23 protein-coding genes are annotated in these 24,338 nt (G+C 73.0%); 16 read left to right on the plus strand and 7 right to left on the minus strand.

Annotated features, from left to right (window positions below; translation table 11 throughout):
• The first annotated feature begins 163 nt into the window (after positions 1 to 163).
• The 3 genes from PGH47_RS25600 to glmS all read left to right on the plus strand — a co-directional run bounded on the left by PGH47_RS25600 (position 164) and on the right by glmS (position 4,038).
• Complete coding sequence (locus PGH47_RS25600) at positions 164 to 1,243, plus strand: ATP-binding cassette domain-containing protein (RefSeq protein ID WP_271665362.1); 1,080 nt, start codon at positions 164 to 166, stop codon at positions 1,241 to 1,243.
• On the plus strand, positions 1,240 to 2,055 hold the full coding sequence (locus PGH47_RS25605; RefSeq protein WP_271665363.1) for an ABC transporter permease: 816 nt from the start codon (positions 1,240 to 1,242) through the stop codon (positions 2,053 to 2,055). Before PGH47_RS25600 ends, PGH47_RS25605 begins: the two co-directional genes overlap by 4 nt.
• Positions 2,056 to 2,190: 135 nt before the next feature.
• Positions 2,191 to 4,038, plus strand: coding sequence for a glutamine--fructose-6-phosphate transaminase (isomerizing) (glmS, locus tag PGH47_RS25610; protein WP_271665364.1), 1,848 nt, complete (start codon positions 2,191 to 2,193; stop codon positions 4,036 to 4,038).
• A gap of 34 nt (positions 4,039 to 4,072) precedes the next feature.
• Here glmS and PGH47_RS25615 read toward each other — a convergent pair whose 3' ends face one another.
• From PGH47_RS25615 to PGH47_RS25630, 4 genes are all read right to left on the minus strand, one after another.
• Positions 4,073 to 4,840 (minus strand): DUF6193 family natural product biosynthesis protein, encoded by a 768-nt coding sequence (locus tag PGH47_RS25615; RefSeq protein WP_271665365.1) that lies wholly within the window; start codon positions 4,838 to 4,840, stop codon positions 4,073 to 4,075.
• Between the two features lie 9 nt (positions 4,841 to 4,849).
• A complete protein-coding gene (locus tag PGH47_RS25620) occupies positions 4,850 to 6,046 on the minus strand; it encodes an FAD-dependent monooxygenase (protein WP_271665366.1) in 1,197 nt (398 codons plus the stop codon).
• A gap of 197 nt (positions 6,047 to 6,243) precedes the next feature.
• Complete coding sequence (locus PGH47_RS25625; RefSeq protein WP_271665367.1) at positions 6,244 to 7,680, minus strand: NAD(P)H-hydrate dehydratase; 1,437 nt, start codon at positions 7,678 to 7,680, stop codon at positions 6,244 to 6,246.
• Between the two features lie 411 nt (positions 7,681 to 8,091).
• Positions 8,092 to 8,463 (minus strand): holo-ACP synthase, encoded by a 372-nt coding sequence (locus PGH47_RS25630; protein WP_093748897.1) that lies wholly within the window; start codon positions 8,461 to 8,463, stop codon positions 8,092 to 8,094.
• A 99-nt stretch (positions 8,464 to 8,562) separates the two neighbouring features.
• Between PGH47_RS25630 and PGH47_RS25635 the strand changes: the two genes are divergently transcribed.
• The 5 genes from PGH47_RS25635 (at position 8,563) to PGH47_RS25655 (ending at position 12,945) form a co-directional block, all read left to right on the plus strand.
• Positions 8,563 to 9,474 (plus strand): L,D-transpeptidase family protein, encoded by a 912-nt coding sequence (locus PGH47_RS25635; RefSeq protein ID WP_271665368.1) that lies wholly within the window; start codon positions 8,563 to 8,565, stop codon positions 9,472 to 9,474.
• A gap of 56 nt (positions 9,475 to 9,530) precedes the next feature.
• Complete coding sequence (alr, locus tag PGH47_RS25640; protein WP_271665369.1) at positions 9,531 to 10,697, plus strand: alanine racemase; 1,167 nt, start codon at positions 9,531 to 9,533, stop codon at positions 10,695 to 10,697.
• 163 nt (positions 10,698 to 10,860) lie between these two features.
• A complete protein-coding gene (locus PGH47_RS25645) occupies positions 10,861 to 12,102 on the plus strand; it encodes an alpha/beta fold hydrolase (RefSeq protein WP_271665370.1) in 1,242 nt (413 codons plus the stop codon).
• Positions 12,068 to 12,580, plus strand: coding sequence for a tRNA (adenosine(37)-N6)-threonylcarbamoyltransferase complex ATPase subunit type 1 TsaE (gene tsaE, locus PGH47_RS25650; protein ID WP_271665371.1), 513 nt, complete (start codon positions 12,068 to 12,070; stop codon positions 12,578 to 12,580). The genes PGH47_RS25645 and tsaE overlap by 35 nt, the downstream gene beginning before the upstream one ends.
• A 176-nt stretch (positions 12,581 to 12,756) precedes the next feature.
• Positions 12,757 to 12,945 (plus strand): hypothetical protein, encoded by a 189-nt coding sequence (locus PGH47_RS25655; protein ID WP_271665372.1) that lies wholly within the window; start codon positions 12,757 to 12,759, stop codon positions 12,943 to 12,945.
• Positions 12,946 to 12,949: 4 nt separating this feature from the next.
• Here PGH47_RS25655 and PGH47_RS25660 read toward each other — a convergent pair whose 3' ends face one another.
• The gene (locus tag PGH47_RS25660; RefSeq protein ID WP_271665373.1) at positions 12,950 to 13,504 is read right to left on the minus strand and encodes a hypothetical protein; all 555 of its coding nucleotides are present in this window, start codon (positions 13,502 to 13,504) and stop codon (positions 12,950 to 12,952) included.
• A gap of 217 nt (positions 13,505 to 13,721) precedes the next feature.
• Here PGH47_RS25660 and tsaB point away from each other — a divergent pair, with 217 nt between their 5' ends.
• From tsaB to PGH47_RS25680, 4 genes are read left to right on the plus strand one after another with little or no spacing between them, the layout of a single operon-like run.
• The gene (tsaB, locus tag PGH47_RS25665) at positions 13,722 to 14,378 is read left to right on the plus strand and encodes a tRNA (adenosine(37)-N6)-threonylcarbamoyltransferase complex dimerization subunit type 1 TsaB (protein ID WP_271665374.1); all 657 of its coding nucleotides are present in this window, start codon (positions 13,722 to 13,724) and stop codon (positions 14,376 to 14,378) included.
• Positions 14,375 to 14,902, plus strand: coding sequence for a ribosomal protein S18-alanine N-acetyltransferase (gene rimI, locus PGH47_RS25670; RefSeq protein ID WP_371127627.1), 528 nt, complete (start codon positions 14,375 to 14,377; stop codon positions 14,900 to 14,902). The genes tsaB and rimI overlap by 4 nt, the downstream gene beginning before the upstream one ends.
• On the plus strand, positions 14,895 to 16,025 hold the full coding sequence (gene tsaD / locus PGH47_RS25675) for a tRNA (adenosine(37)-N6)-threonylcarbamoyltransferase complex transferase subunit TsaD (protein WP_030952202.1): 1,131 nt from the start codon (positions 14,895 to 14,897) through the stop codon (positions 16,023 to 16,025). Before rimI ends, tsaD begins: the two co-directional genes overlap by 8 nt.
• Positions 16,022 to 16,285, plus strand: coding sequence for a hypothetical protein (locus PGH47_RS25680; RefSeq protein ID WP_271665375.1), 264 nt, complete (start codon positions 16,022 to 16,024; stop codon positions 16,283 to 16,285). The genes tsaD and PGH47_RS25680 overlap by 4 nt, the downstream gene beginning before the upstream one ends.
• 36 nt (positions 16,286 to 16,321) lie before the next feature.
• On the opposite strand, the gene PGH47_RS25685 is transcribed toward PGH47_RS25680, so the two are convergent.
• The gene (locus PGH47_RS25685; RefSeq protein ID WP_271665376.1) at positions 16,322 to 18,640 is read right to left on the minus strand and encodes a glycoside hydrolase family 3 N-terminal domain-containing protein; all 2,319 of its coding nucleotides are present in this window, start codon (positions 18,638 to 18,640) and stop codon (positions 16,322 to 16,324) included.
• A gap of 121 nt (positions 18,641 to 18,761) precedes the next feature.
• On the opposite strand from PGH47_RS25685, the gene PGH47_RS25690 reads away from it, so the two are divergent.
• From PGH47_RS25690 to PGH47_RS25705, 4 genes are all read left to right on the plus strand, one after another.
• The gene (locus tag PGH47_RS25690; RefSeq protein WP_271665377.1) at positions 18,762 to 19,880 is read left to right on the plus strand and encodes a LacI family DNA-binding transcriptional regulator; all 1,119 of its coding nucleotides are present in this window, start codon (positions 18,762 to 18,764) and stop codon (positions 19,878 to 19,880) included.
• Positions 19,881 to 20,113: 233 nt separating this feature from the next.
• Complete coding sequence (locus tag PGH47_RS25695) at positions 20,114 to 21,178, plus strand: LCP family protein (RefSeq protein WP_271665378.1); 1,065 nt, start codon at positions 20,114 to 20,116, stop codon at positions 21,176 to 21,178.
• A gap of 109 nt (positions 21,179 to 21,287) precedes the next feature.
• Entirely contained in the window at positions 21,288 to 21,644 is a 357-nt protein-coding gene (locus tag PGH47_RS25700) for a YciI family protein (protein WP_030952213.1), read from the plus strand.
• A gap of 46 nt (positions 21,645 to 21,690) precedes the next feature.
• The gene (locus PGH47_RS25705; RefSeq protein ID WP_271665379.1) at positions 21,691 to 23,022 is read left to right on the plus strand and encodes an RNA polymerase sigma factor; all 1,332 of its coding nucleotides are present in this window, start codon (positions 21,691 to 21,693) and stop codon (positions 23,020 to 23,022) included.
• Here the strand turns inward: PGH47_RS25705 and PGH47_RS25710 are convergent, their stop codons facing one another.
• Positions 23,023 to 24,195 carry a class I SAM-dependent methyltransferase gene (locus PGH47_RS25710; protein ID WP_271665380.1) on the minus strand — a complete coding sequence of 391 codons (1,173 nt, stop codon included), beginning with the start codon at positions 24,193 to 24,195 and terminating at the stop codon, positions 23,023 to 23,025. It lies immediately after the preceding gene.
• Between the last annotated feature and the right edge of the window lie 143 nt (positions 24,196 to 24,338).

The following is a 24,338-nucleotide window of genomic DNA, read 5'->3' on the forward strand; positions in this document are numbered from 1 at the left end:
CACAGTCCATTGTTACGGGAGTACGAACGGACGGCGGGGTGGGATCCGTCACTCGGCGGCTTCTGGGGGAAATCCGGACAAGGCGCGGAATGTCAGTGGCGTGCGTCACAGTTGTGGAAGAGGTGGGCCCGGGCCGGGGTCCACCGACCCCGAGGGGTGACCCATGACGACGTATGCGATAGAGGCGGAAGGCCTGGTCAAGCGGTTCAAGGAGACCGAGGCGCTGGCCGGGGTCGACCTGGGAGCCCGCCGGGGCTCGGTGCTCGGGCTGCTGGGCCCCAACGGCGCGGGGAAGACCACCGCGGTACGGATCTTCGCGACGCTGCTGCGGCCCGACGGGGGCAGGGCCCGGGTGGCCGGTCACGACGTGGTCCGGGAGGCCGGGGTCGTACGCGCCATGGTGGGGCTGACCGGGCAGTACGCCGCGGTCGACGAGAACCTGACCGGCACGGAGAACCTGCTGCTCATCGGACGTCTGCTGGGGCTGCCGCGCAGGGAGGCGCGGGCGCGGGCCGCCGAGCTGCTGGAGCGGTTCCAGCTGGCGGACGCGGCCGGACGGGCCACGAAGACGTACTCCGGGGGCATGCGCAGACGGCTGGACCTGGCGGCCAGCCTGGTGGGCCGGCCCAGCATCCTCTTCCTCGACGAGCCGACCACCGGCCTCGACCCCCACAGCCGCGGTGAGCTGTGGGACCTGCTGCGGGGGCTGGTCGCGGACGGTGCGACGGCCCTGCTGACCACGCAGTACCTGAACGAGGCAGATGTGCTCGCCGACGACATCGTGGTGATCGACAAGGGCCGGGTGATCGCCGAGGGCACGCCGGACCAGCTGAAGTCGCAGGTCGGCGGGCAGGTGCTGGAGCTGCGGCCGGTGCTGGCGGACGACCTCGCGCGGGTGCACGCGCTGGTCGCCGAGGCGGCGGGACCGCAGACCCAGATCGAGGGCGAGACGATCACCGCGCCGGTGAAGGATCCCCAGCTGATGCCGGCCGTCGTGCGCACGCTGGACCGTGAGGGGATAGCGGTGGGCGAGCTGGCGCTGCGGCGCTCCTCGCTGGACGAGGTGTTCCTGGCGCTGACCGGGCACCGCGCCGAGCCGGGCGGGCCGGAGGGCGACGGGGACGCGGACGGGGGCGGGGAGGCCGACGGGGACGGGGGTCGCGGGGCGGCCGACGGCGGGAGCCGCGGGGCGGCCGTCCCGGGCGGTGAGGGCGAGTGGGAGAAGGCGGTGAGCCGGTCATGACCGCCGCCGCCACGACCGTCACTGCGCCGATCACCAAGTCGGGCCGGGTGCGCCCGCTGGACGGGCTGCGGCAGACCTTCACGATGGCCTGGCGCAGTCTGGTCGCGGTCAAGCACAACCCGCTGGAGCTGGTCGACTACAGCATCACGCCGATCATGTTCGTGTTCCTCTTCACGTATGTGCTGGGCGGGCAGATGGCCGGGTCGCCGGAGGCGTATCTGAAGTACGCGCTGCCGGGGATCATCGTCCAGAACACGCTGTTCATGACGATGTACACGGCGATGGCCCTGAACACCGACCTCACCAAGGGTGTCTTCGACCGGCTGCGCAGCCTGCCGATCGCCCGTTCCGCCCCGCTCATCGGCCGTATCACCGCCGACCTCGCCAAGCACCTGTGGGCGCTGCTGCTGATGATCGGCCTCGGCCTGCTGCTCGGCTTCCGGGTCACCGGGGGAGTGGGCGGGTTCCTGCTCGGGACGCTGCTGGTGATCGTGTTCGCGGCGGCGGTGTCCTGGAGCGCGGTGCTGATCGGGATGCTCGCCGGCGACGCGGAGAAGGTGCAGGCGTTCGCCTTCACGATCATCTTCCCGATCACCTTCACCAGCAGCGCGTTCGTCATGGTGGACACCATGCCGGGGTGGCTCCAGGCGTGGAGCGACGTGAATCCGGTGACGCATCTGTCGGACGCTTTCCGGGGGTTGCTGCTGGGCGGGCCGGTGGCCGAGCCGGTGCTGTGGTCGCTGGTGTGGGCCGCGGGGATCGCCGTGGTGTTCTATCCGCTCGCCATGCGGGCGTATCGGGCGAAGACCTGAGGGTGCGTCGGCCGGGTGTGCGGGCGGTGCGGTTCCGGACGGTGTCGTTCCGGGTGTTCGTACCACCGTAGGAATTTCCGAAATCGGGCACGCTACGGCCTTTTCTGACCGGAGTTCGGCCGTAGGCTGCCGCGCATGTGCGGAATTGTGGGTTACGTGGGGTCGCAGTCGGCGCTGGACATCGTGGTGGCCGGGCTCAAGCGACTGGAGTACCGGGGCTACGACTCGGCGGGTGTCGCCGTGCTCGCGGACGGCGGGCTGGCCGGGGCCAAGAAGGCCGGGAAGCTCGCGAATCTGGAGAAGGAGCTGGCCGAGCGGCCGTTGCCGAGCGGGACCACGGGGATCGGGCACACGCGCTGGGCCACGCACGGCGGGCCGACCGACGGCAACGCCCATCCGCATCTCGACAACGCCGGGCGCGTGGCCGTGGTGCACAACGGGATCATCGAGAACTTCGCCTGTCTGCGGGCCGAGTTGGCCGAGCGTGGGCACGAGCTGGCGTCCGAGACGGACACCGAGGTCGTCGCGCATCTGCTGGCCGAGGAGTTCTCCGCCGGCGCCGATCTCGCCGAGGCCATGCGGCTCGTGTGCCGGCGGCTGGAGGGGGCGTTCACGCTGGTCGCGGTGCACGCCGACGAGCCCGACGTGGTGGTCGGGGCACGCCGGAACTCGCCGCTCGTGGTGGGCGTCGGGGAGGGCGAGGCCTTTCTCGCCTCGGACGTCACCGCGTTCATCGATCACACCCGCTCGGCGGTCGAGCTGGGGCAGGACCAGGTCGTGGAGCTGCGCCGGGACGGGGTGACCGTCACCGGGTTCGACGGACGGCCGGCGGACGTGCGGTCGTACCACGTCGACTGGGACGCCTCGGCCGCGGAGAAGGGCGGCTACGACTACTTCATGCTCAAGGAGATCGCCGAGCAGCCCAAGGCGGTCGCCGACACCCTGCTGGGGCGCATCGACGCGGCCGGCTCGCTGACGCTCGACGAGGTGCGGATCAGCGCCTCCGAACTACGCGAGGTCGACAAGGTCGTCATCGTCGCGTGCGGTACGGCCTTCCACGCCGGGCTGATCGCCAAGTACGCCATCGAGCACTGGACCCGGATCCCGTGCGAGGTGGAGCTGGCCAGCGAGTTCCGGTACCGGGATCCGATCCTCGACCAGCAGACCCTCGTCATCGCCATCTCCCAGTCCGGCGAGACCATGGACACACTCATGGCGCTGCGGCACGCCCGTGAGCAGGGCGCGAAGGTGCTGGCGATCTGCAACACCAACGGGTCGACGATTCCTCGTGAGTCGGACGCGGTGCTGTACACGCACGCCGGGCCGGAGGTCGCGGTCGCCTCGACGAAGGCGTTCCTGACGCAGCTGGTGGCCTGCTATCTGGTCGCCCTGTATCTCGGGCAGGTCCGCGGCACCAAGTGGGGCGACGAGATCCACGCCGTCATCCGGGACCTGGCGCAGATCGGCCGGCAGGTCGAACGGGTCCTTCAGACCATGGAGCCGGTACGGGAGCTGGCGCGGTCGCTCGCCCACAAGAACACGGTGCTCTTCCTCGGCCGGCACGTGGGCTACCCCGTCGCCCTCGAAGGCGCGCTGAAGCTGAAGGAACTCGCCTATATGCACGCCGAGGGCTTCGCGGCGGGGGAGTTGAAGCACGGGCCCATCGCCCTCATCGAGGACGATCTGCCGGTCGTCGTGGTCGTGCCCTCACCCCGTGGGCGCTCCGTTCTGCACGACAAGATCGTCTCCAACATGCAGGAGATCCGGGCGCGGGGTGCGCGGACCATCGTGATCGCGGAGGAGGGCGACGAGGCGGTCGTGCCGTACGCGGACCACCTGATCCGGATCCCGGCGACTCCGACCCTGCTCCAGCCCATGGTGGCCGCGGTGCCGTTGCAGGTCTTCGCGTGCGAGTTGGCGACCGCGCGGGGGAACGAGGTTGATCAGCCCCGGAACCTGGCCAAGTCGGTGACCGTGGAGTGAGCGGCAGTCCGGGGCGAGTACGCGCGGTGTGAGCTCACTGCGGCGCGGTCCGCCCGGTCTCCTCGTCGAACGCTCCCGAGGCGACCGGGCCCAGGCCGGCGGGGAGATGGCGTACTGCGGCCGCCGCCGCCTCCCGTGCCGTGGTGGTCCGGGCGAGCGGGTCCGCGCCGGTGAAGCCCTTGCTGACCAGGTACTCCTCGGGGCCCAGCGCGAGCAGGCACGGTCCCGTGATGGTCAGGTCGGGGCGCGTTGTGGCCGAGAAGCGCAGCGTCCAGTGGCTGGTGAACGGGTAGAGGGCCCGCAGCGCCGGCTCGGCGTACGCCGCCTCGACGAGCGCCCGATAGGCGGGCCAGTCCTGTTCGCCCGCCTCCGTGCGCATGTGCTGCCACTCGGATTCGGCAAGGCGTACCGGGTCGTGGTCGGGCACCTCGAAGCGGCCGGTGAGACGCACGAACGGCGCGGCAGCGCGGATGTCGCCCAGGGCCGCCCCGTTGTGCCAGGCGTGCGCGGCGCGGGCGACCTGCGCCAGATCGTCGGTGTCACCCTGGACGAGTGCCAGACCCTGGGCGGTCTCCTCGCCACGGACCGACCACCGCCGCTTGTGCACCCAGGAATTGACGAGCAGCCGCTTGCGATGCGGCAACCTGCTCTCCGTGACGGCGTAGGTCTGCGCACCGGGATCCTCGGCCGTGAAAGGGACGGACAGGCCGCCCTCGTCGGCCAGGGCCTGGAGCGCCGCCCGGAGGCTGCCTCGGGCCGCGACGTCGGGATACAGGACTTCGGGAGCAGGGTGCTTGGCCACGGTGTTCGATTATGCGCCGCGCGCGGGTCCCGGTGGGCGGTCGTCCCGTACATCCACCCTCCACGCCGGCGCCTGCGGCATGAACCTGTGCTCCGCCGCGTGCGCCGCCATACGGGCATTGCGTGCCTCGGCCTCCGGCCCGTCGGGCAGGTGGAAGTCCCTGCCCGCCCGGGCGGAGCGGGACTGCATGCCGGTGGCTGCCGGGACGCGGCGCCGGACGTAGCGGTCGAGGGCTGCGGGTACGTCGGCCGGGGTCGCGTCCGTCAGTTCGTCGCCCAGTACCGCCGCGTCCAGGATCGCCTGGGCCGCGCCCTGGGCCTGGAAGGGGACCATCGCGTGCGCGCTGTCGCCGAGCAGGGTCACGCGTCCGGCGTTCCAGCCGGTGAGGGGCGTGCGGGTGTGGATGCCGTAGCGGTACACCTGGCCCGCGCGTTCGAGGACCGTGCGGACGCGGGGGTCCCAGTCGGTGAAGGCGCGCAGCGGTTCGCCGGGTTCCGCCTTCGCCGTCCAGGACTCCTGGGTCGCAGCCCTGGTGGTGAACACGGCCACCACGTTGAGCAGTTCGCCGCGCCGCACCCAGTAGTGGACGAAGTGGCGGTCCGGGCCGAGCCAGGCGGCCAGCGGCGGGAGGCCCAGGCCGGCGACCTCGCCGGCGGGGAGCAGGGCCCGGTAGGCGGCCGTTCCCGAGAACACCGCCGCGTCCTCGCCGAAGAGCCACTGGCGGGCCGCGGAGCGGATGCCGTCCGCCGCCACCACGAGGTCCGCCTCCAGCCGCTCACCCGTCGCGGTCGTCACCCGGGCGGCCCGGTCGTCCTGGTCGATCGCGACGACCGTCGTGTCCAGCCGTACGGCCGCCGGTGGCACCGCGGCGGCCAGCGCGCCGTGCAGATCCGCCCGGTGCACCACCAGGTACGGCGCCCCGAACTCCTCCTCGGCCTCCCGGCCCAGCGCGTAACGGCAGATCTCCGAACCGTCCGACCAGGTGAGGAAGCTGATGTGCGGCGGGTGGGCGGCCGGCGCGGCGACCGCGTCCAGCACACCGAGCCGGCGTAACTCCCGTGTGGCGTTGGGCGCGAGCTGGATTCCGGCGCCGACCTCCGAGAAGCGCCGCGCCTGTTCGACCAGTGTCACGTCGACGCCCGCGCGGCGCAGGCTCAGTGCCGCCGTCAGTCCCCCGATGCCCGCGCCCACGACGATCGCCCGCATCCCACGACCTCACTCCGCCGGACCTGCCCGCCCGTGCCATGGTGCTGACGGCCAACCTCGTGGAGGGACGAGCGCGGGTCAAGGGGAGAGCGGTGGCGGCGCGTACCCGTCCGCGGGTGGGCGGGGGACGGTCGCGCAGTTCCCCGCGCCCTGGGGGGTGCAGCCCGACCCGGTCGACCAGCCCTCCGAACCTCTCCTCACCCCCGCACATCCCGCCAAGCCTCCGGAATCCCCTCCGCCACGTCATGCGCCCCCAACGGCGCCCCGTCCGCCGCGAATCTCGCCGAGAGGCCGTGGAGGTACGCCGCCACGCTCGCGGCGTCCACCGCCGGGAGGCCCGCCGCGAGCAGAGATCCGCCCAGGCCCGACAGCACGTCCCCGCTGCCGGCCGTGGCCAGCCATCCCGTGCCCGTCGGGTTCACCCGCACCGCGCCGGCGCCGCCCGCCCGGGCCACCAGCGTGGTCGAGCCCTTCAGCAGTACGGTCGCCGCATACCGCCGCGCCAACTCCCGTACCGCGGACAGCCGGGCCCCCTCGACCTCCTCGCGGGAGACCCCGAGCAGCGCCGCCGCCTCCCCGGCGTGCGGGGTCATCAGGGTCGGCGCCCCGCGGTCCCGTACCGTCCCGGCGTCCGCCAGCCGCAGCCCGTCCGCGTCCAGCAGCACCGGTACGTCGGTCGCGAGCACCTCCGCCACCGTCGCCGCGTCGTCCCCGGCGCCCGGCCCGACGACCCAGGCCTGTACGCGCCCGGCCTTCTTCGGTCCCCGGTCCGACACCAGCGTCTCGGGGAACCGCGCGATCACCGCGTCCGCCGCCGGACCGACGTACCGCACGGCCCCGGCCCCGCCCCGCAGCGCGCCCGCCACCGCCAGCACGGCCGCGCCCGGATACCTCGACGATCCCGCCGCGATGCCCACGACCCCGCGCCGGTACTTGTCGGTCGCCGCTCCCGGCAGCGGCAACAGTCGGGCCACATCGGCGTGTTGGAGCGCCTCCAGCTCCGCCGCGTCGGCCGGCAGCGCCAGTCCGATGTCCACGAGCCGCACCACACCGGCGTACTCCCGCGCCGGGTCGATCAGCAGGCCCGGCTTGTGCGTGCCGAAGGTGACGGTGAGGTCGGCGCGGATCGCCGTGCCCCGCACCTCGCCCGTGTCGGCGTCCACGCCGCTCGGCAGGTCGACGGCGACCACCGCGGCCCCGGACCTGGCCGCCGCGTCGGCCAGCGGTGCCGCGTCCGGCCGCAGCCCGCCCTTGCCGCCGATGCCGACGATGCCGTCCACGACCAGGTCCGCGCGCTCGATCAACTCCTCGGCGGCATCGAGGCCGACGGGCCGCCCGCCCGCCCGCCGCAGCGCCGCGAGGCCCCCGGCGTGCGCGCGATCCGGCGCCGGCAGCACCGCCGTCACGCCCGCTCCGCGCCGGGCCAGCCGGGCACCGGCGTACAGGGCGTCGCCGCCGTTGTCGCCGCTGCCGACCAGCAGCACGACCCGGCTGCCGTACACCCGGCCCAGCAGATCCGCGCAGGCCGCGGCCAGTCCGGCCGCCGCCCGCTGCATCAGCGCCCCGTCCGGGAGCCGCGCCATCAGCTCCCGTTCGGCCGCCCTTACCGTCTCCACGCCGTACGCAGTCCGCATACGACCGAGTCTCCCGTACGGGGCGAGGGGCGTCGCGTCCAGCGACGTAGGGCCGTGTTGCGCTCAGCTCACCGCCGTGACCGCGGTCTTCACGTGCCGTGGGCGATCCGCATGTGATCGGTCCCCCGTGCGGGGCGTGGGGCGTCGCGCCCAGCGACGTAGAGCGGTGTTGCGCTCAGCTCACCGCCGTGACCGCGGTCTTCACGTGCCGTGGGCGATCCGCATGCGATCGGTCCCCCGCGCGGGCGTGGGGCGTCGCGTCCAGCGACGTAGAGCGGTGTTGCGCTCAGCTCACCGCCGTGACCGTGGTCTTCACGTGCCGTGGGCGATCCGCATGTGATCGGTCCCCCGCGCGGGGCGTGGGGCGGCGCGTCCGACGGTGTCGTGCCGTGCCTCGCGCGGCAGGCCCGCTCAGCCCTCCGCGATCACCACGGCCGATGCCACCCCGGCGTCATGGCTCAGCGACACATGCCAGGACCGGACGCCGAGTTCGGCCGCCCGGGCCGCCACCGTGCCCGTCACCCGCAGCCGGGGCTGCCCGCTGTCCTCGACGCAGACCTCGGCGTCGGTCCAGAGCAGACCCGCCGGCGCGCCCAGCGCCTTCGCCAGGGCCTCCTTCGCGGCGAAGCGGGCGGCGAGCGAGGCGATGCCCCGGCGGCCGCCGCTCGGCAGCAGCAACTCCCGCTCCAGGAAGAGCCGTTCGGCCAACCCGGGGGTGCGCTCCAGCGCCGCCTCGAATCTGTCGATCTCGGCCACGTCGATGCCGACCCCGATGATGCTCATGCCGAGCACCCTATGGGTCCTTGCGAGATGGTCCTCGAAAGAGTGACCCAGCCGCGCGGCGCCTCCGCGCGGGCGGGGCCATCACGCTTCCCTGTGCGCATGATGAGCAGACGTATCGCACGCCGGAGTGTCGCCGTGCTTCTCGCCGGGGCGGTCATCATGCCCGTCGGCGGCGCCTCGGCGGACCCGGCGGACTCCTCGGACCCGGTGCCCCCGACGTCCGGACCGCAGGCCGCCGATCTCGTGCCCGGCATCCCCCTGACCCTGCTTCCGCTCTCGGAGATGGACACACCCGACCAGGCACTGCCGCCGAAGGTGTACAAGCCCACCCGCGCGGAGGAGGCCGTCGAGCCCAAGGACGCCCCGGAGGAGGCGTACGACCGCGTGGAGTACGTCGACCCCATGGACTCCTTCGGGGACGTGACGTGCAGCGAGGAGACGGGCCTGCGGCAGCGGGAGGTCGAGCGGTGGCTGAAGCGGCCGGTCGACGGCGAGCAGTCGAAGGGTGACTGCAAGGCCATCCGCGTCTTCCAGAAGAAGTACCGCATCAAGCCCGCCATCGGGTACGCCGGACCGGTGACCTGGGCCACCATGCAGCTGGTCGGCGCCCGCAAGAACCCCAACGCGGCCAAGAAGTGCCCGGTGCGGGCGTACCGGGTGGCCTGTGTCGACCTCGACCGGCAGATCGCCTGGGTGCAGCACGGCAAGGGCGGCGTCGTGTTCGGACCCGTGCCCATCCGCAGCGGACGTACGGGATACGGGACGCGCAACGGCTGGCACGCGGTCTACTGGCGGCACAAGAACCATGTGTCGACGCTCTACAAGAGCCCCATGCCCTACTCCCAGTTCTTCAGCGGGGGCCAGGCGTTCCACGGCGTCTACGGCAGCCTCTACACCCCCGTCGGCTCGCGGGGCTGCGTCAACATGACGCTGAAGGACTCGCGGAAGCTGTGGGGGCTGCTGAAGAAGGGCGACCGGGTCTACGTGTGGGGGCACAGGCAGGAGCAGTAGGCCATGGCTCCCGGCGCGGCGGCGATGTCGGACCCCTCTGAGACACTGGGGGCGCGATGACAGAGACAACAGCCCTGCGGACCGCGCCCCTGCGAGCCCGCGCCGAGATCGACCTGGCCGCCCTGCGGTCCAACGTGCTGAGCCTGCGCGCCCACGCACCGGGCGCGGCCCTGATGGCCGTCGTGAAATCGGACGCGTACGGCCACGGGGCCGTCCGGTGCGCCCGCGCCGCCGTCGACGCGGGCGCCACCTGGCTGGGTACGGCGACCCCCGAGGAGGCCCTCGTGCTGCGGGCCGCCGGGCTGCGCGGCATGCGGATGATGTGCTGGCTGTGGACGCCGGGCGGCCCCTGGCGGGAGGCCGTCGAGGCCGACGTCGACGTCTCCGTCAGCGGAATGTGGGCCCTTCGGGAGGTCACCGAGGCCGCCCGGCAGGCCGGCGCCCCCGCCCGTGTGCACCTCAAGGCCGACACCGGGCTCGGGCGCGGCGGCTGCCAGCCGGGCGACGACTGGGCCGAGCTGGTCCGCGAGGCCCTGCGGGCCGAGGCCGAAGGGCTCCTGAGCGTCACCGGGCTGTGGTCGCACTTCGCCTGCGCCGACGAGCCCGGGCATCCCTCGATCGCCGCCCAGCTCACCCGCTTCCGGGAGATGGTGGCGTACGCCGAGGGGCAGGGCGCGCGGCCGGAGGTGCGGCACATCGCGAACTCGCCCGCCACGCTCACCCTCCCGGACAGCCACTTCGACCTGGTGCGCACCGGCATCGCGACCTACGGCATCTCGCCCAGCCCCGAGCTGGGCAGCCCCGCCGACTTCGGGCTGCGGCCCGTGATGACGCTGTCGGCGTCCCTGGCGCTGGTCAAGCACGTGCCGGGCGGCCACGGCGTCTCCTACGGCCATCGCTACGTCACCCCCGGCGAGACCACCCTCGGCCTCGTCCCCCTGGGCTACGCCGACGGCGTCCCGCGGCACGCCTCCGGCGCCGGGCCGGTGCTGGTCGGCGGCAAGTGGCGGACGGTCGCGGGGCGGATCGCCATGGACCAGTTCGTCGTCGACCTGGGCGGGGACGAGCCCGAGCCGGGTGCGCAGGCCGTGCTGTTCGGGCCAGGTGACGGCGGTGAGCCCACCGCCGAGGACTGGGCGCAGGCGGCGGGGACCATCGCGTACGAAATCGTCACCCGGATCGGAACGCGCGTTCCGCGCGTCTATAGGAATGCGTCCATGTGATGCGGCGCTGTGATCCGGGCTATGTGATGCGTCCATCTGTGTGCGGCTAAGTGAATGAGGAACGAGACGGGTAACCCGTAGCGGGACGCATGATCGAAACACCGGCACCATCGACCACCCACGTCACAGCGGCACCACCAGACCCATCGAAGAGGAGCGGTACGTGAGCGAGAGCAGTGCGGAGGCCGTCGCGGCCGTCGCCTCCGCCACGGGGGCGGCCGCGAACTGGCGCAGGGCCACCGGCATCGCCGGTGCGGCGATAGGCGTGATCGCGGCGGGCGCCGCCGCCGGCGTCGCCATAGAGCGCATGACAGTGGGCCGCGGCATGCGGCAGAAGGCCAGACTCGCCCTCGACTCGGCGGGACCGTACGGCTCGCTGCGCGGCACACCCGGCAAGGCCTACTCCGACGACGGCACCGAGCTGTACTACGAGGTCGACGACATCGACCCCGAGGCCGCTCCCGCCCTGAGCCCGCGCCGGCGACGGCTCTTCGGGCGCAAGGCACCGGCCCCCGTCACCGTCGTCTTCAGCCACGGCTACTGCCTCAACCAGGACTCCTGGCACTTCCAGCGGGCCGCGCTGCGGGGCGTCGTGCGCACCGTGCACTGGGACCAGCGCAGCCACGGCCGTTCGGGGCGCGGCGTCGCCCAGACGCAGGAGGGCAGGCACGTCGACATCGAGCAGCTCGGGCGCGACCTGAAGGCCGTCATCGACGCGGCCGCGCCGGAAGGGCCGCTCGTGCTGGTCGGGCACTCCATGGGCGGGATGACCGTCATGGCGCTGGCCGATCAGTTCCCGGACCTGATCCGCGACCGGGTCGTCGCCACCGCGCTCGTCGGTACGTCGTCCGGGAAGCTCGGCGAGGTCAACTTCGGACTGCCCGTCGCAGGGGTGAACGCGGTGCGGCGAGTGCTGCCGGGCGTGCTCAAGGCGCTGGGGCAGCGGGCCGAGCTGGTGGAGCGCGGGCGGCGGGCCACCGCCGACCTGTTCGCCGGGATCATCAAGCGGTACTCGTTCTCGTCCCGGGACGTCGACCCGGCCGTCGCCCGGTTCGCCGAGCGGATGATCGAGGGGACGCCGATCGACGTGGTCGCGGAGTTCTACCCGGCCTTCACCGACCACGACAAGACCGAGGCGCTCGCCCTGTTCACGGACATGCCGGTGCTCGTCCTGGCCGGCGTGGGCGACCTCGTCACGCCCAGCGAGCACAGCGAGGCCATCGCCGACCATCTGCCGGAGGCCGAACTGGTGCTCGTGCCGGACGCCGGGCACCTGGTCATGCTGGAGCACCCGGAAGCGGTCACCGACCGTCTGGCCGACCTGCTCACCCGGGCGGGTGCGGTGCCGGCAGGAGCTACCGTTAGTGGCTATGGAAGCACCAGCAGCACCGCACAACGCGGGTGACCTTCAGCTGACCGTCACCGCCCCCGACCAGATGCGGGAGCTGGGCCGCCGCCTCGCCAAGCTGCTGCGCGCCGGCGACCTGGTGATGCTCAGCGGGGAGCTCGGCGCGGGCAAGACGACGCTGACGCGCGGGCTCGGCGAGGGGATGGGGGTCCGGGGAGCGGTCACGTCCCCGACCTTCGTGATCGCCCGTGTGCACCCGTCCCTCGGGGACGGTCCGCCGCTCGTCCACGTCGACGCCTACCGGCTGTCCGGCGGCCTCGACGAGATGGAGGACCTCGACCTCGACGTCTCCCTGCCCGACTCGGTGATCGTCGTGGAGTGGGGCGAGGGCAAGGTCGAGGAGCTGACCGAGGAGCGCCTCCAGGTCGTGATCCACCGGACCGTCGGCGACACGACCGACGAGGTGCGGCACGTGACCGTGACCGGGCTCGGGGAGCGTTGGGCGACGGCGGACCTGAGCGTGCTGTCGGCCTGAGCCCGCTGTCGGCGGTCTGCGCCTGCCGCCGCGGTCTGCGCCTGCTGTCGGCGATGAACATTCCGACAAGACGTCGGCAAAATATTGCGTTCGCGGTCTTGTGCGTGGTCACATGGTACCCAGTCCGTAGTTAGGTGTGCCTAACTACGTCTGCCCCCGGCCCCCAGGAGGCGTCCATGCCGGCATCGGAGAACACGGCCCAGCAGCGGCCCGAGGTGACCGCCGGGGTGTCCATGCGTGATCTGCTCGCGGCCGGCGCCGCGGCGAGACTGATCTCCACTCCGCCGCGAGAGCCCGAGGCCGGGCTGCCGCAGCAGCACGGGCGGCCGGAGCACCCGCCGCGCAGGCACCGCGAAGCGGCCTAGGGGCCTAGCGGATCACCACGACCGCGCGGCCGATCGTCGCGAAGTCCCACATCGCGTCGCCGTCCGCCCGCGACTCGCGGATACCGCCCGTCTCCAGGGCCGGGTCGGGATGCGTCGACGGGCTCCTGACGGTCGTACTGAAGCCGATGGTCACGGTGTCCACGCTGGCGAAGCGGATGACGTGCTCGATGGCGGCGCCGTCCGTGCCGGTGGCCGCGTTGGAGCGGGAGGTGACCGCGTACACGCCCGTCGGGGGGTCGACCGATCCGGGGTACACGCGGAACGTGCGCTTGACCTTGCCGCCCGCCGCGACCAGCCACACCCGGTCGTCGTCCACCGAGTACACGACCCGCTGCCCCGTACCGGATCCGTCGGGCAGCGCGTCGGGGTCCTCGCGGTCACGCGGCACCTTGGAGGCGCTCACCCCCCGCACGTCGCCGCCGCGCGGCCCCGCCAGGTCGGCCGGGACGGTGGCCGAGGCCCGGAACGCGAGGAAGCCGACCGTCGCCAGGGCAGCCGCGGTCAGCCCCGCCACGATTGAGGAGCTGCTGCCTGCCACCCTCGCTCACCTCAGCGTTCGCGTCATATGTCGTGATCCAGCCCGACCGTAGCAGCCGTCAAGCGCCCGCCCCGCGAGTGAGCCGAAGGGGCGCGCCGGTGTCGAACACGCGCTGAGCAGGCTCACGTCCGCCGGACCGGCCGAGGGCACCCCGCGGGCGAACGGGCCGGGCAACGCGGCGGCGCCCGACGGGGCGCGGGCGCCGTAGGCTGTTTGCGTGCTCTTGCTCGCTCTGGATACCGCCACCCCCGCCGTCACCGTCGCGCTGCACGACGGCACGGACGTCATCGCCTCCTCTAGCCAGGTGGACGCGCGCCGGCACGGCGAGTTGCTGCTGCCGGCCGTCGACCGGGTCCTCGCCGAGGCCGGCAAACGGCTCGACGCCGTCACCGGCATCGTCGTAGGCATCGGACCCGGCCCCTACACCGGGCTGCGCGTCGGCCTGATGACCGCCGACACCTTCGGGCTCGCCCTCGGCGTCCCCGTGCACGGCCTGTGCACACTGGACGGCCTCGCCTACGCGGCCGACATCGAGAAGGGCCCGTTCGTCGTCGCGACGGACGCCCGGCGCAAGGAGGTCTACTGGGCGCGGTACGCCGACTCCCGCACCCGGCTGACCGACCCGGCCGTCGACCGGCCCGCCGACATCGCCGACGAGATCGCCGGGCTGCCTGCCGTCGGCGCGGGCGCGCTGCTGTACCCCGACACCTTCCCCCGCGCCCACGAGCCCGAGCACGTGTCGGCGGCGGCGCTCGCCGCGCTGGCCGCCGAGAAGCTGGCGGCGGGCGAGGAACTCCCCGCGCCGCGGCCGCTGTATCTGCGCCGGCCCGACGCCCAGGTCCCCAAGAACTACAAGGTGGTCACCCCCAAGTGACCGAACCCGTGACTCCCGCCGCCGCTGCCTCCGGTCCTCCGCTGCGCGAGATGCGCTGGTGGGACATCGACCGCGTGCTGGAGCTGGAGAAGGACCTGTTCCCCGAGGACGCCTGGTCCCGGGGCATGTTCTGGTCCGAGCTGGCGCACTCGCGCGGGCCCGAGGCGACCCGGCGCTATGTCGTCGCCGAGGGACCCGACAGGGTCGTGGGCTACGCCGGTCTCGCCTCCGCCGGGGACCTCGCCGACATCCAGACCATCGCCGTCGCCCGTGACCACTGGGGCACCGGCCTCGGCGGCCGGCTCCTCACCGAACTGCTGCGCGCCGCGGGCGACTTCGAGTGCGCCGAAGTGATGCTGGAGTGCCGTGTGGACAACGTCCGCGCGCAGAAGCTCTACGAGCGCTTCGGCTTCGAGGCCATCGGCTTCCGACGCGGCTACTACCAGCCGGGGAACGTGGACGCCCTGGTGATGCGACTGACCGCCCCCGAAAACTCCGTACAAGGAACCGAGATCAATGGCTGACTCGCGCGACGTTCCCCTCGTCCTCGGCATCGAGACCTCCTGTGACGAGACCGGCGTCGGCATCGTCCGCGGCACCACCCTGCTCGCCGACGCCGTCGCCTCCAGCGTCGACGAGCACGCCCGCTTCGGCGGCGTCGTGCCGGAGGTCGCCTCACGGGCGCACCTGGAGGCGATGGTGCCGACCATCGACCGTGCGCTGAAGGAGGCCGGGGTGAGCGCCCGCGACCTCGACGGCATCGCGGTGACCGCCGGTCCGGGCCTGGCGGGCGCGCTGCTCGTCGGTGTCTCGGCGGCGAAGGCGTACGCCTACGCGCTGGGCAAGCCGCTCTACGGCGTCAACCACCTGGCCTCCCACATCTGCGTGGACCAGCTCGAACACGGCGCGCTTCCGGAGCCGACGATGGCGCTGCTGGTGTCCGGCGGCCACTCCTCGCTGCTGCTCTCGACCGACATCACCTCGGACGTACGGCCGCTGGGCGCGACCATCGACGACGCGGCCGGCGAGGCCTTCGACAAGATCGCGCGCGTGCTGAACCTCGGCTTCCCCGGCGGGCCGGTCATCGACCGCTACGCCCGCGAGGGCGACCCGAACGCGATCGCCTTCCCGCGCGGACTGACGGGCCCGCGCGACCCGGCGTACGACTTCTCGTTCTCGGGCCTGAAGACGGCGGTCGCCCGCTGGATCGAGGCCAAGCGGGCGGCGGGGGAGGAGGTGCCGGTGCGTGACGTCTCGGCGTCCTTCCAGGAGGCGGTCGTCGACGTGCTGACCCGAAAGGCCGTACGGGCCTGCAAGGACGAGGGCGTCGACCACCTGATGATCGGCGGTGGCGTGGCCGCCAACTCCCGGCTGCGGGCGTTGGCGCAGGAGCGGTGCGAGGCGGCCGGCATCCGGCTCCGGGTGCCGCGGCCGAAGCTGTGCACCGACAACGGCGCGATGGTGGCGGCACTGGGCGCGGAGATGGTGGCCCGCAACCGGTCGGCGTCGAGCTGGGACCTGTCGGCGGACTCCTCCCTGCCGGTGACGGACCCGCACGTGCCGGGAAACTTCACGGACGAGGCCCACGGCCACACCCATGACCACGACCACGTGCACGAGGTCAGCAAGGAGAACCTGTACTCGTGACGGTCGCGCTGATGTGGGAGGCACGAGCGGTCCCCGGCCGGGGCGCGGAACTGCTCGGGTGGGCCCGGGGGCAGGAGCTGGCCGTACGCCCCCTGCGCCGGGAGACCTTCCAGGCTCCCGGGGACCGCGTCCTCGTCATCACCTGGTGGGATGCCTCCCTCGACACGGACCTGCCCGAACTTCCCGAGCCGGAGGGGGAGTTGGTGACTCGGGCGGTGCATCGGTGGAGGTTCGAGTCGGTGGGGATCGAGGGCCCCTGACCGGAGCCAAGGCGCGGCCCCGCTCCGGCGTCCCCGTCAAGCCGGCGCCGACACCTCCGCCTCGCACCGCAACCGCCGGTCCAACCCCAACTCCCGTACAGGGCCGGTCAGTTGGAGTCGCGCCGTATACCGTACGTCCGCGCTCGACGCCCCCACCCGCAGCTCCAGCTCCCCCGGTTCGACCACCCTGCGTCCCGAGCGGTCGGTGAAGGACGACAGGTCGGTGTGGAAGTGGAACGTGACTCGGCGGGACTCGCCCGGCTCCAGGTTCACCCGCTGGTATCCGATCAGTCGGACATCCGGGCGGGTGACCGAGGCCACCGGGTCGTGCAGGTAGAGCTGGATGACGTCCGCGCCCGCTCGGGCTCCCGTGTTGCGGACCGTGAGTGAGAGGTCGTACGTGCCGTCCGTGGGGACCTCCGGGGGGGTGCCCTGGAAGTCGTCCCAGGTGAACGTCGTGTACGAGTGGCCGTGGCCGAAGGCGTGCAGTGGTGTCGGGTCCAGGTTGCTGACCTCTCCCGCCAGGCCCAGCGGGGGCTGGAGGTACGTCCACGGCTGGCCCCCGGGGTCCCGTGGCACGCTCACCGGCAGTCGGCCCGAAGGGTTCACGCGGCCCGACAGGGCTCCTGCCACTGCCGGGCCGCCCTCCTCCCCGGGGAAGAAGGCCTGCACGACCGCTCCCAGTCGGCCCGCCCAGCGGCCCAGGGCGTAGGGCCGGCCGGTCAGCAGGACCAGGACCACCGGGACGCCGGTCGCCACCAGCGCGTCCAGCAACTCGGCCTGCACGCCGGGCAGTCGTAGGTCCGTGACGTCGCAGCCCTCGCCCGAGGTGCCGCGCCCGAACAGGCCCGCCCGGTCGCCCAGCACCGCCAGGCACACGTCCGCCTCCGACGCCCGTGCGACCGCCTCCTCGAAGCCGGCCGTGTCCGGGTCGGTGACCCCGCAGCCCTCCGCGAACGTCACCTTGGCGTGGGGGAGTTCGGTGCGCAGGGCCTCCAGGAGCGTCGGGATCTCGATGCCCATCGGCACCTCGGGGTGGTGCGTGAGGACGTGGGACGGGAAGGAGTAGCAGCCGAGCATGGCCAGGGCGTCCGCCGCGCGCGGGCCCACCACCGCCACGCGGGCGTCCGGCGGCAGCGGCAGCACGCCGTCCGGGTTGTCCAGGAGCACCACCGACTCCTCGGCCACCCGGCGGGCCAACGCCCGGTTGCCGGGGGAGTCCAGGTCGAGGCGCGACGAAGCCGGCTCCGGCGTCCAGTCCTCGTCCAGCAGTCCCAGCTCGCACTTCTGGAGCAGCACCCGCCGTGCCGCCCGGTCCACGAGTTCCTCCGGGACCTCGCCGGCCAGGACGGCTTCGACGAGCGGCTGTCCGTAGCACTTCACCGTCGGGAGTTCCACGTCGATGCCCGCCGCCAGCGCCGCGTGCGCCGCCCGGGCCGGGCTGCCCGCCACCCGGTGCAGCGTCTGAAGGAAGCCGATGCCGAAGTAGTCGGCGACCACCGTGCCCGTGAAGCCCCATTCCGAGCGCAGGAGTTCGGTCAGCAGCCCCGGGTCCGCCGACGCCGGCACCCCGTCCGTCTCGTTGTACGCCGCCATCACCGACCGCGCCCCGCCCTCCCGCAGTGCCATCTCGAACGGAGGGAGGGTGACGTCGGCGAGTTCGCGCACGCCCGCCCGCACCGGGGCGAGATTGCGCGCGCCCGCCGACGACGCGTACCCGGCGAAGTGCTTGAGCGTCGCGATGACGCCGGCCGACTCCAGACCCCGGACATAGGCCGTGCCGATCGTGCCGGTCAGATACGGGTCCTCGCCGATGGTCTCCTCGACCCGGCCCCAGCGCGGATCGCGTACGACGTCCAGGACCGGCGCCAGGCCCTGGTGGACACCGGCCGAGCGCAGGTCATGGCCGATGCGCCGGGCCATCTCCTCGACGAGCGGGGGGTCGAAGGTGGCTCCCCAGGCGAGCGGGACCGGGTACGCCGTGGCCCGCCAGGCCGTGAAGCCGGCCAGGCACTCCTCGTGCGCCACCGCGGGAATGCCGAAGCGGCCCGCGCCGGCGATACGGCGCTGGGCGCGGGCCAGTGCCTGCGCGCCGAGCGCCGGGCCCACGGGCGCGGTGCCGAAGGAGCGGGTGAGCTGGCCGAGGCCGTGCGTGATCAGCTCGTCCCATTCGTCGGCGGTGCGGTCGGTGGCCATGTCGTGCTGGTGCGGGGCGACACCGTCGCCGTCCGTGGCGGCGCCCACCCAGACGCCGTAGAGCTGGGCGGTCTTCTCCTGAAGGGTCATCCGGGAGAGGAGATCGTCGACGCGGGCGGCGGCGGACAGGGCGGGGTCGCGCCAGGGGGCGGTGGTCATGAAACTCCTGTCGGGGCGATGGCCCACTCGCGAATGTTTCGTTATTCACCTCGAATGTTCCGGAACCTAGGTGCGGCGAGAAGGGTTCGTCAAGAGGTCGCGCAGGGATACGATCGCCGCCATGACAGCCCGTGAGCCCGCTGAAACCCGGACGACAGAGTCGGAAAGCCGGTCGACAACGTCCAAAACCCGGACGACCACGACGACGGCACCGACCGCCGGCCGGTCCGCGCAGACCGCGACGCTCGCCGAGATCGCCCGCGAGGCAGGCGTGTCCGCGCCGACTGTTTCGAAGGTCCTCAACGGACGCGCCGACGTCGCCCCGGCCACCCGAACCCGCGTCGAGGAGCTGCTGCGCGCCCACGGCTACCGGCGCCGGCGGGCCGAGGCCAGCCGCTCGCCGCTGATCGACCTGGTCTTCCACGAGCTGGAGAGCGCGTGGGCGATGGAGGTCATCCGGGGCGTGGAGAACGTCGCCCGCGACGCCGGGCTGAGCGTGGTGCTGAGCGAGAGCGCCGGGCGGCTGACGCCGGGCCGGACCTGGGCCGACCAGGTCGCCGCACGGCGCCCGCACGGCGTGATCCTCGTGCTGTCCGGCCTCGACGAGTCCCAGCGCGCCCTGCTCACCAGCCGCTCGATCCCGTTCGTGGTGATGGACCCGGCGGGCGACCCCGGGGCCGACGTGCCGTCCATCGGTGCCACCAACTGGCAGGGCGGGCTCGCCGCCACCCGGCACCTCGTCGACCTCGGCCACCGCAGGATCGGCGCGATCACCGGGCCGTCCCGGATGATGTGCAGCCGCGCCCGTCTCGACGGCTACCGCGCCGCCCTGGAGACGGCCGGGCTGCCGGTCGAGCAGGACCTGATCCGGCCCGGCGACTTCCACCACGAGACCGGCTACCGGCAGGGCCTTGAGCTGCTGCGCCGCCCGGACCGGCCGACCGCCGTCTTCGCCGGCAACGACCTCCAGGCGCTCGGACTGTACGAGGCCGCGCGCGAGCTGGGGCTGCGCATCCCGGAGGACCTCAGCGTCGTCGGCTTCGACGATCTGCCGGTCGCCCGCTGGGTCGGGCCGCCGCTGACGACCGTACGGCAGCCGCTGACGGAGATGGCCGAGGCGGCGGCGAAGCTGGTGCTCGACCTCGCGCGCGAGGAGGGGGCGCCGGCGACGCGGGTGGAGCTGGCGACCAGCCTGGTGGTGCGCAGCAGTACGGGGGAGCCGCCCGCGGGCCGGCAGTAGCGGCCTGTTGCCGCGTCGACGGTTGTTCCGCGGTGCCTCGTCCGCGACCCCGAAGTCAGTCGGTCGTGTGGACGAAACTTTCGACAACGGGCCGGTTTCCGGCGGTGGTTCAGAGGCGTTCGGTGTCAACGGGTCCTGGGTCGGGGCCGGTTCGGCCGGGAAGTCTGAGAATTTCCGAAGAAAAGGCGGTCTGGCATCCCTGCCCGTAATAATTCGGACGTACGTTCCTGCCTATGACGGGACTTGGCGCGAACGGACGGGAAGCGGACGAGGACGACGGCAGACACCCGGGCCGGCGGTCGACAGCACTCAAGACCGTCGGCCTCCTCCTCGCCGGCATCCTGACCCTGGGCGTCGCCGCGGCGGGCTGGGTCTACTGGCACCTCAACGACAACATCAAGAGCGTCGACATCGACAGCGCGCTCGGCGACAACCGCCCGCCCAGGGCGATGACGACGCCGGCGCCCTCCGCCTCCGAGTCCCCGCTGCCCACGGGTTCGCTGAACATCCTGGTCCTCGGCTCGGACTCGCGCAGCGGCGCGGAGAACCGGGAACTCGGCGGCGGCAGCAGCACCGGCGCCCGCTCCGACACCGCGATGGTCGTGCACATCGACGCCGGCCGCACGGAGGCGACGGTCGTCTCCATTCCGCGCGACACCCTGGTCACCCGGCCGTCCTGCCCGCTGCCGTCGGGTGGGTCGACCGAGGTGTCGTACAACTCCATGTTCAACAGCGCGTATTCGATCGGCGGCCCCGTCTGCGCGGTCAAGACCGTCGAGTCGCTCACGGGCATCCGCATGGACCACTACATCGAGATCGACTTCTCCGGCTTCGCGAAGCTGGTGGACGCGCTGGGCGGCGTCACCGTCACGACGGACGAGGACATCGACGACGAGGACAGCCATCTGACCCTGGCGGCGGGCACGCACCACCTGGACGGCGAGCAGGCGCTGGCCCTCGCCCGCACCCGGCACGGCATAGGCGACGGCAGCGACCTCGGCCGCATCGGCCTCCAGCAGACGCTGGTGAAGGCACTCCTGGACCAGATGTCCGCGACGTCCCTGCTCACCGACCCCACCAGGCTCTACCGGGTCGCCGACGCGGTGACGGCCGGCCTGACCACCGACACCGGCCTGGACTCCCTGACCGAGCTGGTGAGCCTCGGCCGCAGCCTGAGCGGCCTGACGTCGGACGCGGTGCGGACCGTCATGATGCCGGTCGTACCGGCGCCGTCGGACCGCAACCGGGTGGTGGCCGAGGAGCCGGAGGCGGGCGAACTGTGGGAGTCCCTGAGGTGAGAAAAAAATCTTCGAGGAAATCCGGGGAGCGTGTCGATCGAGCGGTCCGCCGTTCGACGAAGGTGTGAGAGGCCGGGAGGAACCCGGTCCCCGCACACGAGGAGCCACCATGCCCCGCTACCTGTCGCTCGTGAAGATCGACGAGTCCACCGCCCCCGCCGAGGGCCCGAGCCCCGAGCTGATGCAGCGGATGGGCGAGCTGATGGAAGAGATCACCAAGGCCGGCGTCATGCTCGACACGGCCGGACTGACGCCGTCCGCGCAGGGCAGCCGCGTGCACTGGGAGGGCGGCAGCATCTCCGTCACCGACGGGCCCTTCACCGAGTCCAAGGAGGTCATCGGCGGCTACGCGCTCATGCAGTGCAAGGACATGGCCGAGGCCCTGGAGTGGACCAAGCGGTTCGTCAAGGTGCACGGCGAGGAGTGGACGGTGACCTGCGAGGTGCGGGAGATCGCCGAGGGCTGATCCGGTTCCTTGGCTCCGTGGCCGTACGGGTGTCTGATGGTGGGCTGTGGAACCACAGCCCCAGCCCACCGCGGACACCGGCGGCGCCGCCGCGGACAGCGATCGCGGCACCGCCGGTACCGGCACTGCCGCCGCCGACACGGCCGCGACCGTCGAGACCGTCTTCCGTATCGAGTCCCCGCGGGTCATCGCGGCCGTCACCCGGCTGGTCCGCGACGTCGGCATCGCCGAGGAGCTCGCGCAGGACGCGCTGGTCGCCGCGCTGGAGCAGTGGCCGCGCGACGGCGTCCCGGACAACCCCGGCGCCTGGCTCATGGCCGCCGCCAGGCACCGCGCCGTCGACCTGATCCGCCGCCGCGAGAACTACGCCCGCAAGCTCGCCGAGATCGGCCGCGACCTGGAGACGACGGCACCCCCCGAGGAGCCGTCCGACCCCGAGGACATCGACGACGATCTGCTGCGCCTGGTCTTCACCACCTGCCACCCGGTGCTGTCGCCGGAGTCCCGCATCGCCCTCACCCTCCGCCTCCTCGGCGGTCTGACCACCCCGGAGATCGCCCGGGCCTTCCTGGTCCCGGAGCCGACGGTCGCCCAGCGCATCGTCCGCGCCAAGCGCACGCTCGCCACGAAGAACGTCGCCTTCGAGGTCCCCTACGGCCCCGACCGCGAGGCCCGTCTCGGCTCGGTCCTCGACGTCATCTACCTGATCTTCAACGAGGGGTACGCCGCCACGGCCGGCGACGACTGGCTGCGCCCGGGCCTGTGCGAGGACGCGCTGCGGCTGGCCCGCGTGCTGTCGGGGCTGATGCCGAAGGAGCCGGAGGTGCACGCGCTGACGTCCCTGCTGGAGTTCCAGGCGTCCCGCGCGGCGGCCCGCACCGGCCCGTCCGGCGAGCCGATCCTGCTGAAGGACCAGAGCCGCGGCCGCTGGAACCGCATGCTGATCGCCCGCGGCATCCAGGCCCTGTCCCGCGCCGACGCCACGGCCACCGGCGCCCCCGGCCCGTACGCCCTCCAGGCGGCCATCGCCGCGTGCCACGCGCACGCGTACACCTACGACGAGACCGACTGGAAGACCATCGCCACCCTCTACGGCCTCCTCGCCGCCCGAGTGCCCTCCCCGGTCATCGAGTTGAACCGCGCGGTCGCCGTGTCGATGGCCGAGGGCCCGCGGCCCGCCCTGGAGATCGTCGACGCCATCGCCGCCGAACCGGCGCTGCGGGACTACCACTTGCTGCCGAGCGTCCGCGGCGACCTGCTCCAGCGCCTGGGCCGTACGGCGGAGGCACGGGCGGAGTTCGAGCGGGCGGCGACGCTGACCCGGAACGCGCCCGAGCGGGAGATGCTGCTCAGGCGGGCGGCGGACACCGGCGCGTGACTACGCGGGCCGCCCCACCAGCATCGTCGGCGCCCCCGCCACGCGGGTCAGGAACACCGTCGCCGCGTTCGGTCCCTGCGGCTTGACCTTCTTGCGCAGTTCCTCCGGCTCGACGGCGGAGCCGCGCTTCTTGACGGTCAGGACACCCACCTCGCGCTCCCGCAGCAGCGCCTTCAACTTCTTGACGTTGAAGGGGAGCCGGTCGGTGATCTCGTACGCCGTCGCGTACGGCGTCGGCCGCAGCTCGTCGGCCGTGATGTACGCGATGGTCGCGTCGACCAGCCCGCCGTCCAGGTCGTCGGCGACCTCGGCGACCAGATGGGCGCGGATGACGGCGCCGTCGGGCTCGTACAAGTACCGGCCGACGGGCCGGACTTCGGGGTCGGGCAGGCCGCGGGAGAGCAGCGAGCGCGGACCGGGCAGCAGGGTGGCGCGGATCGCCCCGGGGGCGCTGCCGAACCACAGCACCGCCTCCTTCACGTCCCCGCCGTCCGAGATCCACTCGGCCTCGGCGTCGTCGGGGATCGCCTCGTGGGGGATGCCGGGCGCGATCTTCAGGGCGGCGTGCGGTGCCTTGCGTGCCGCCTCGACGGCCCAGGACAGCGGCGGCGAATAAGCCTCGGGATCGAAGATCCGCCCGCGTCCGCCGCGCCGGGCCGGGTCGACGAACACGGCGTCGTAGCCGCTGGTGTCCACCTCGGTGACGTCCGCCTCCCGCACCTCGACCAGGTCGGCGAGTCCGAGGGCCTCGGCGTTCGCCCGCGCCGCCGCCGCCGTCGCCGGATCCCGGTCCACCGCCAGCACCCGGATCCCGGCCCGCGCCAGCGCGACGGCGTCGCCGCCGATCCCGCAGCACAGGTCGGCGACAGAGCCGATGCCCAGCTCCCGCATCCGCCGCGCCCGGTACGTCGCCACGCTCGCCCGCGTCGACTGCTCGACCCCGTTCGGCGTGAAGAACATCCGCCCCGCGTCCGCCGCCCCGAACTTCGCCACCGCCCGCTGCCGCAGCCGCGCCTGACCGAGGGCCGCCGACACCAGCTCGGCGGGGTGCTCGCGGCGCAGCCGGGTGGCGACGGCGAGTTCGTCGGCGGGGTCGGTGTCGCGGACGACGTCGAGGAGGGCGCGGCCCTCGGGGGTGAGGAGCAGGGAGAGGGAGGCGAGGTGGTCGTTCACCGGGACATTGTCGGCCAGGTGCGGCGCGGACGGCGTACGGCCCGGTCGTGGGGTGCCGCCCGGCGCCTGCCGCCCGGACCGTGTCCCGTCCGCTGCCTGCTGCCGGCCGTCGCGGACCGCCCGCCGCCCGCTGCCGGCCGTCG

Source organism: Streptomyces sp. HUAS 31 (assembly GCF_028198125.1).
Classification (GTDB): domain Bacteria; phylum Actinomycetota; class Actinomycetes; order Streptomycetales; family Streptomycetaceae; genus Streptomyces; species Streptomyces chartreusis.

Coding starts and splice junctions, on each gene's coding strand:
- PGH47_RS25600 (WP_271665362.1), top strand. CDS start 164: ATGACGACGTATGCGATAGAGGCGGAAGGCCTGGTCAAGCGGTTCAAG.
- PGH47_RS25605 (WP_271665363.1), top strand. CDS start 1,240: ATGACCGCCGCCGCCACGACCGTCACTGCGCCGATCACCAAGTCGGGC.
- glmS (WP_271665364.1), top strand. CDS start 2,191: ATGTGCGGAATTGTGGGTTACGTGGGGTCGCAGTCGGCGCTGGACATC.
- PGH47_RS25620 (WP_271665366.1), bottom strand. CDS start 6,046: ATGCGGGCGATCGTCGTGGGCGCGGGCATCGGGGGACTGACGGCGGCA.
- PGH47_RS25625 (WP_271665367.1), bottom strand. CDS start 7,680: ATGCGGACTGCGTACGGCGTGGAGACGGTAAGGGCGGCCGAACGGGAG.
- PGH47_RS25630 (WP_093748897.1), bottom strand. CDS start 8,463: ATGAGCATCATCGGGGTCGGCATCGACGTGGCCGAGATCGACAGATTC.
- PGH47_RS25635 (WP_271665368.1), top strand. CDS start 8,563: ATGATGAGCAGACGTATCGCACGCCGGAGTGTCGCCGTGCTTCTCGCC.
- alr (WP_271665369.1), top strand. CDS start 9,531: ATGACAGAGACAACAGCCCTGCGGACCGCGCCCCTGCGAGCCCGCGCC.
- tsaE (WP_271665371.1), top strand. CDS start 12,068: ATGGAAGCACCAGCAGCACCGCACAACGCGGGTGACCTTCAGCTGACC.
- PGH47_RS25655 (WP_271665372.1), top strand. CDS start 12,757: ATGCCGGCATCGGAGAACACGGCCCAGCAGCGGCCCGAGGTGACCGCC.
- tsaD (WP_030952202.1), top strand. CDS start 14,895: ATGGCTGACTCGCGCGACGTTCCCCTCGTCCTCGGCATCGAGACCTCC.
- PGH47_RS25685 (WP_271665376.1), bottom strand. CDS start 18,640: ATGACCACCGCCCCCTGGCGCGACCCCGCCCTGTCCGCCGCCGCCCGC.
- PGH47_RS25690 (WP_271665377.1), top strand. CDS start 18,762: ATGACAGCCCGTGAGCCCGCTGAAACCCGGACGACAGAGTCGGAAAGC.
- PGH47_RS25695 (WP_271665378.1), top strand. CDS start 20,114: ATGACGGGACTTGGCGCGAACGGACGGGAAGCGGACGAGGACGACGGC.
- PGH47_RS25700 (WP_030952213.1), top strand. CDS start 21,288: ATGCCCCGCTACCTGTCGCTCGTGAAGATCGACGAGTCCACCGCCCCC.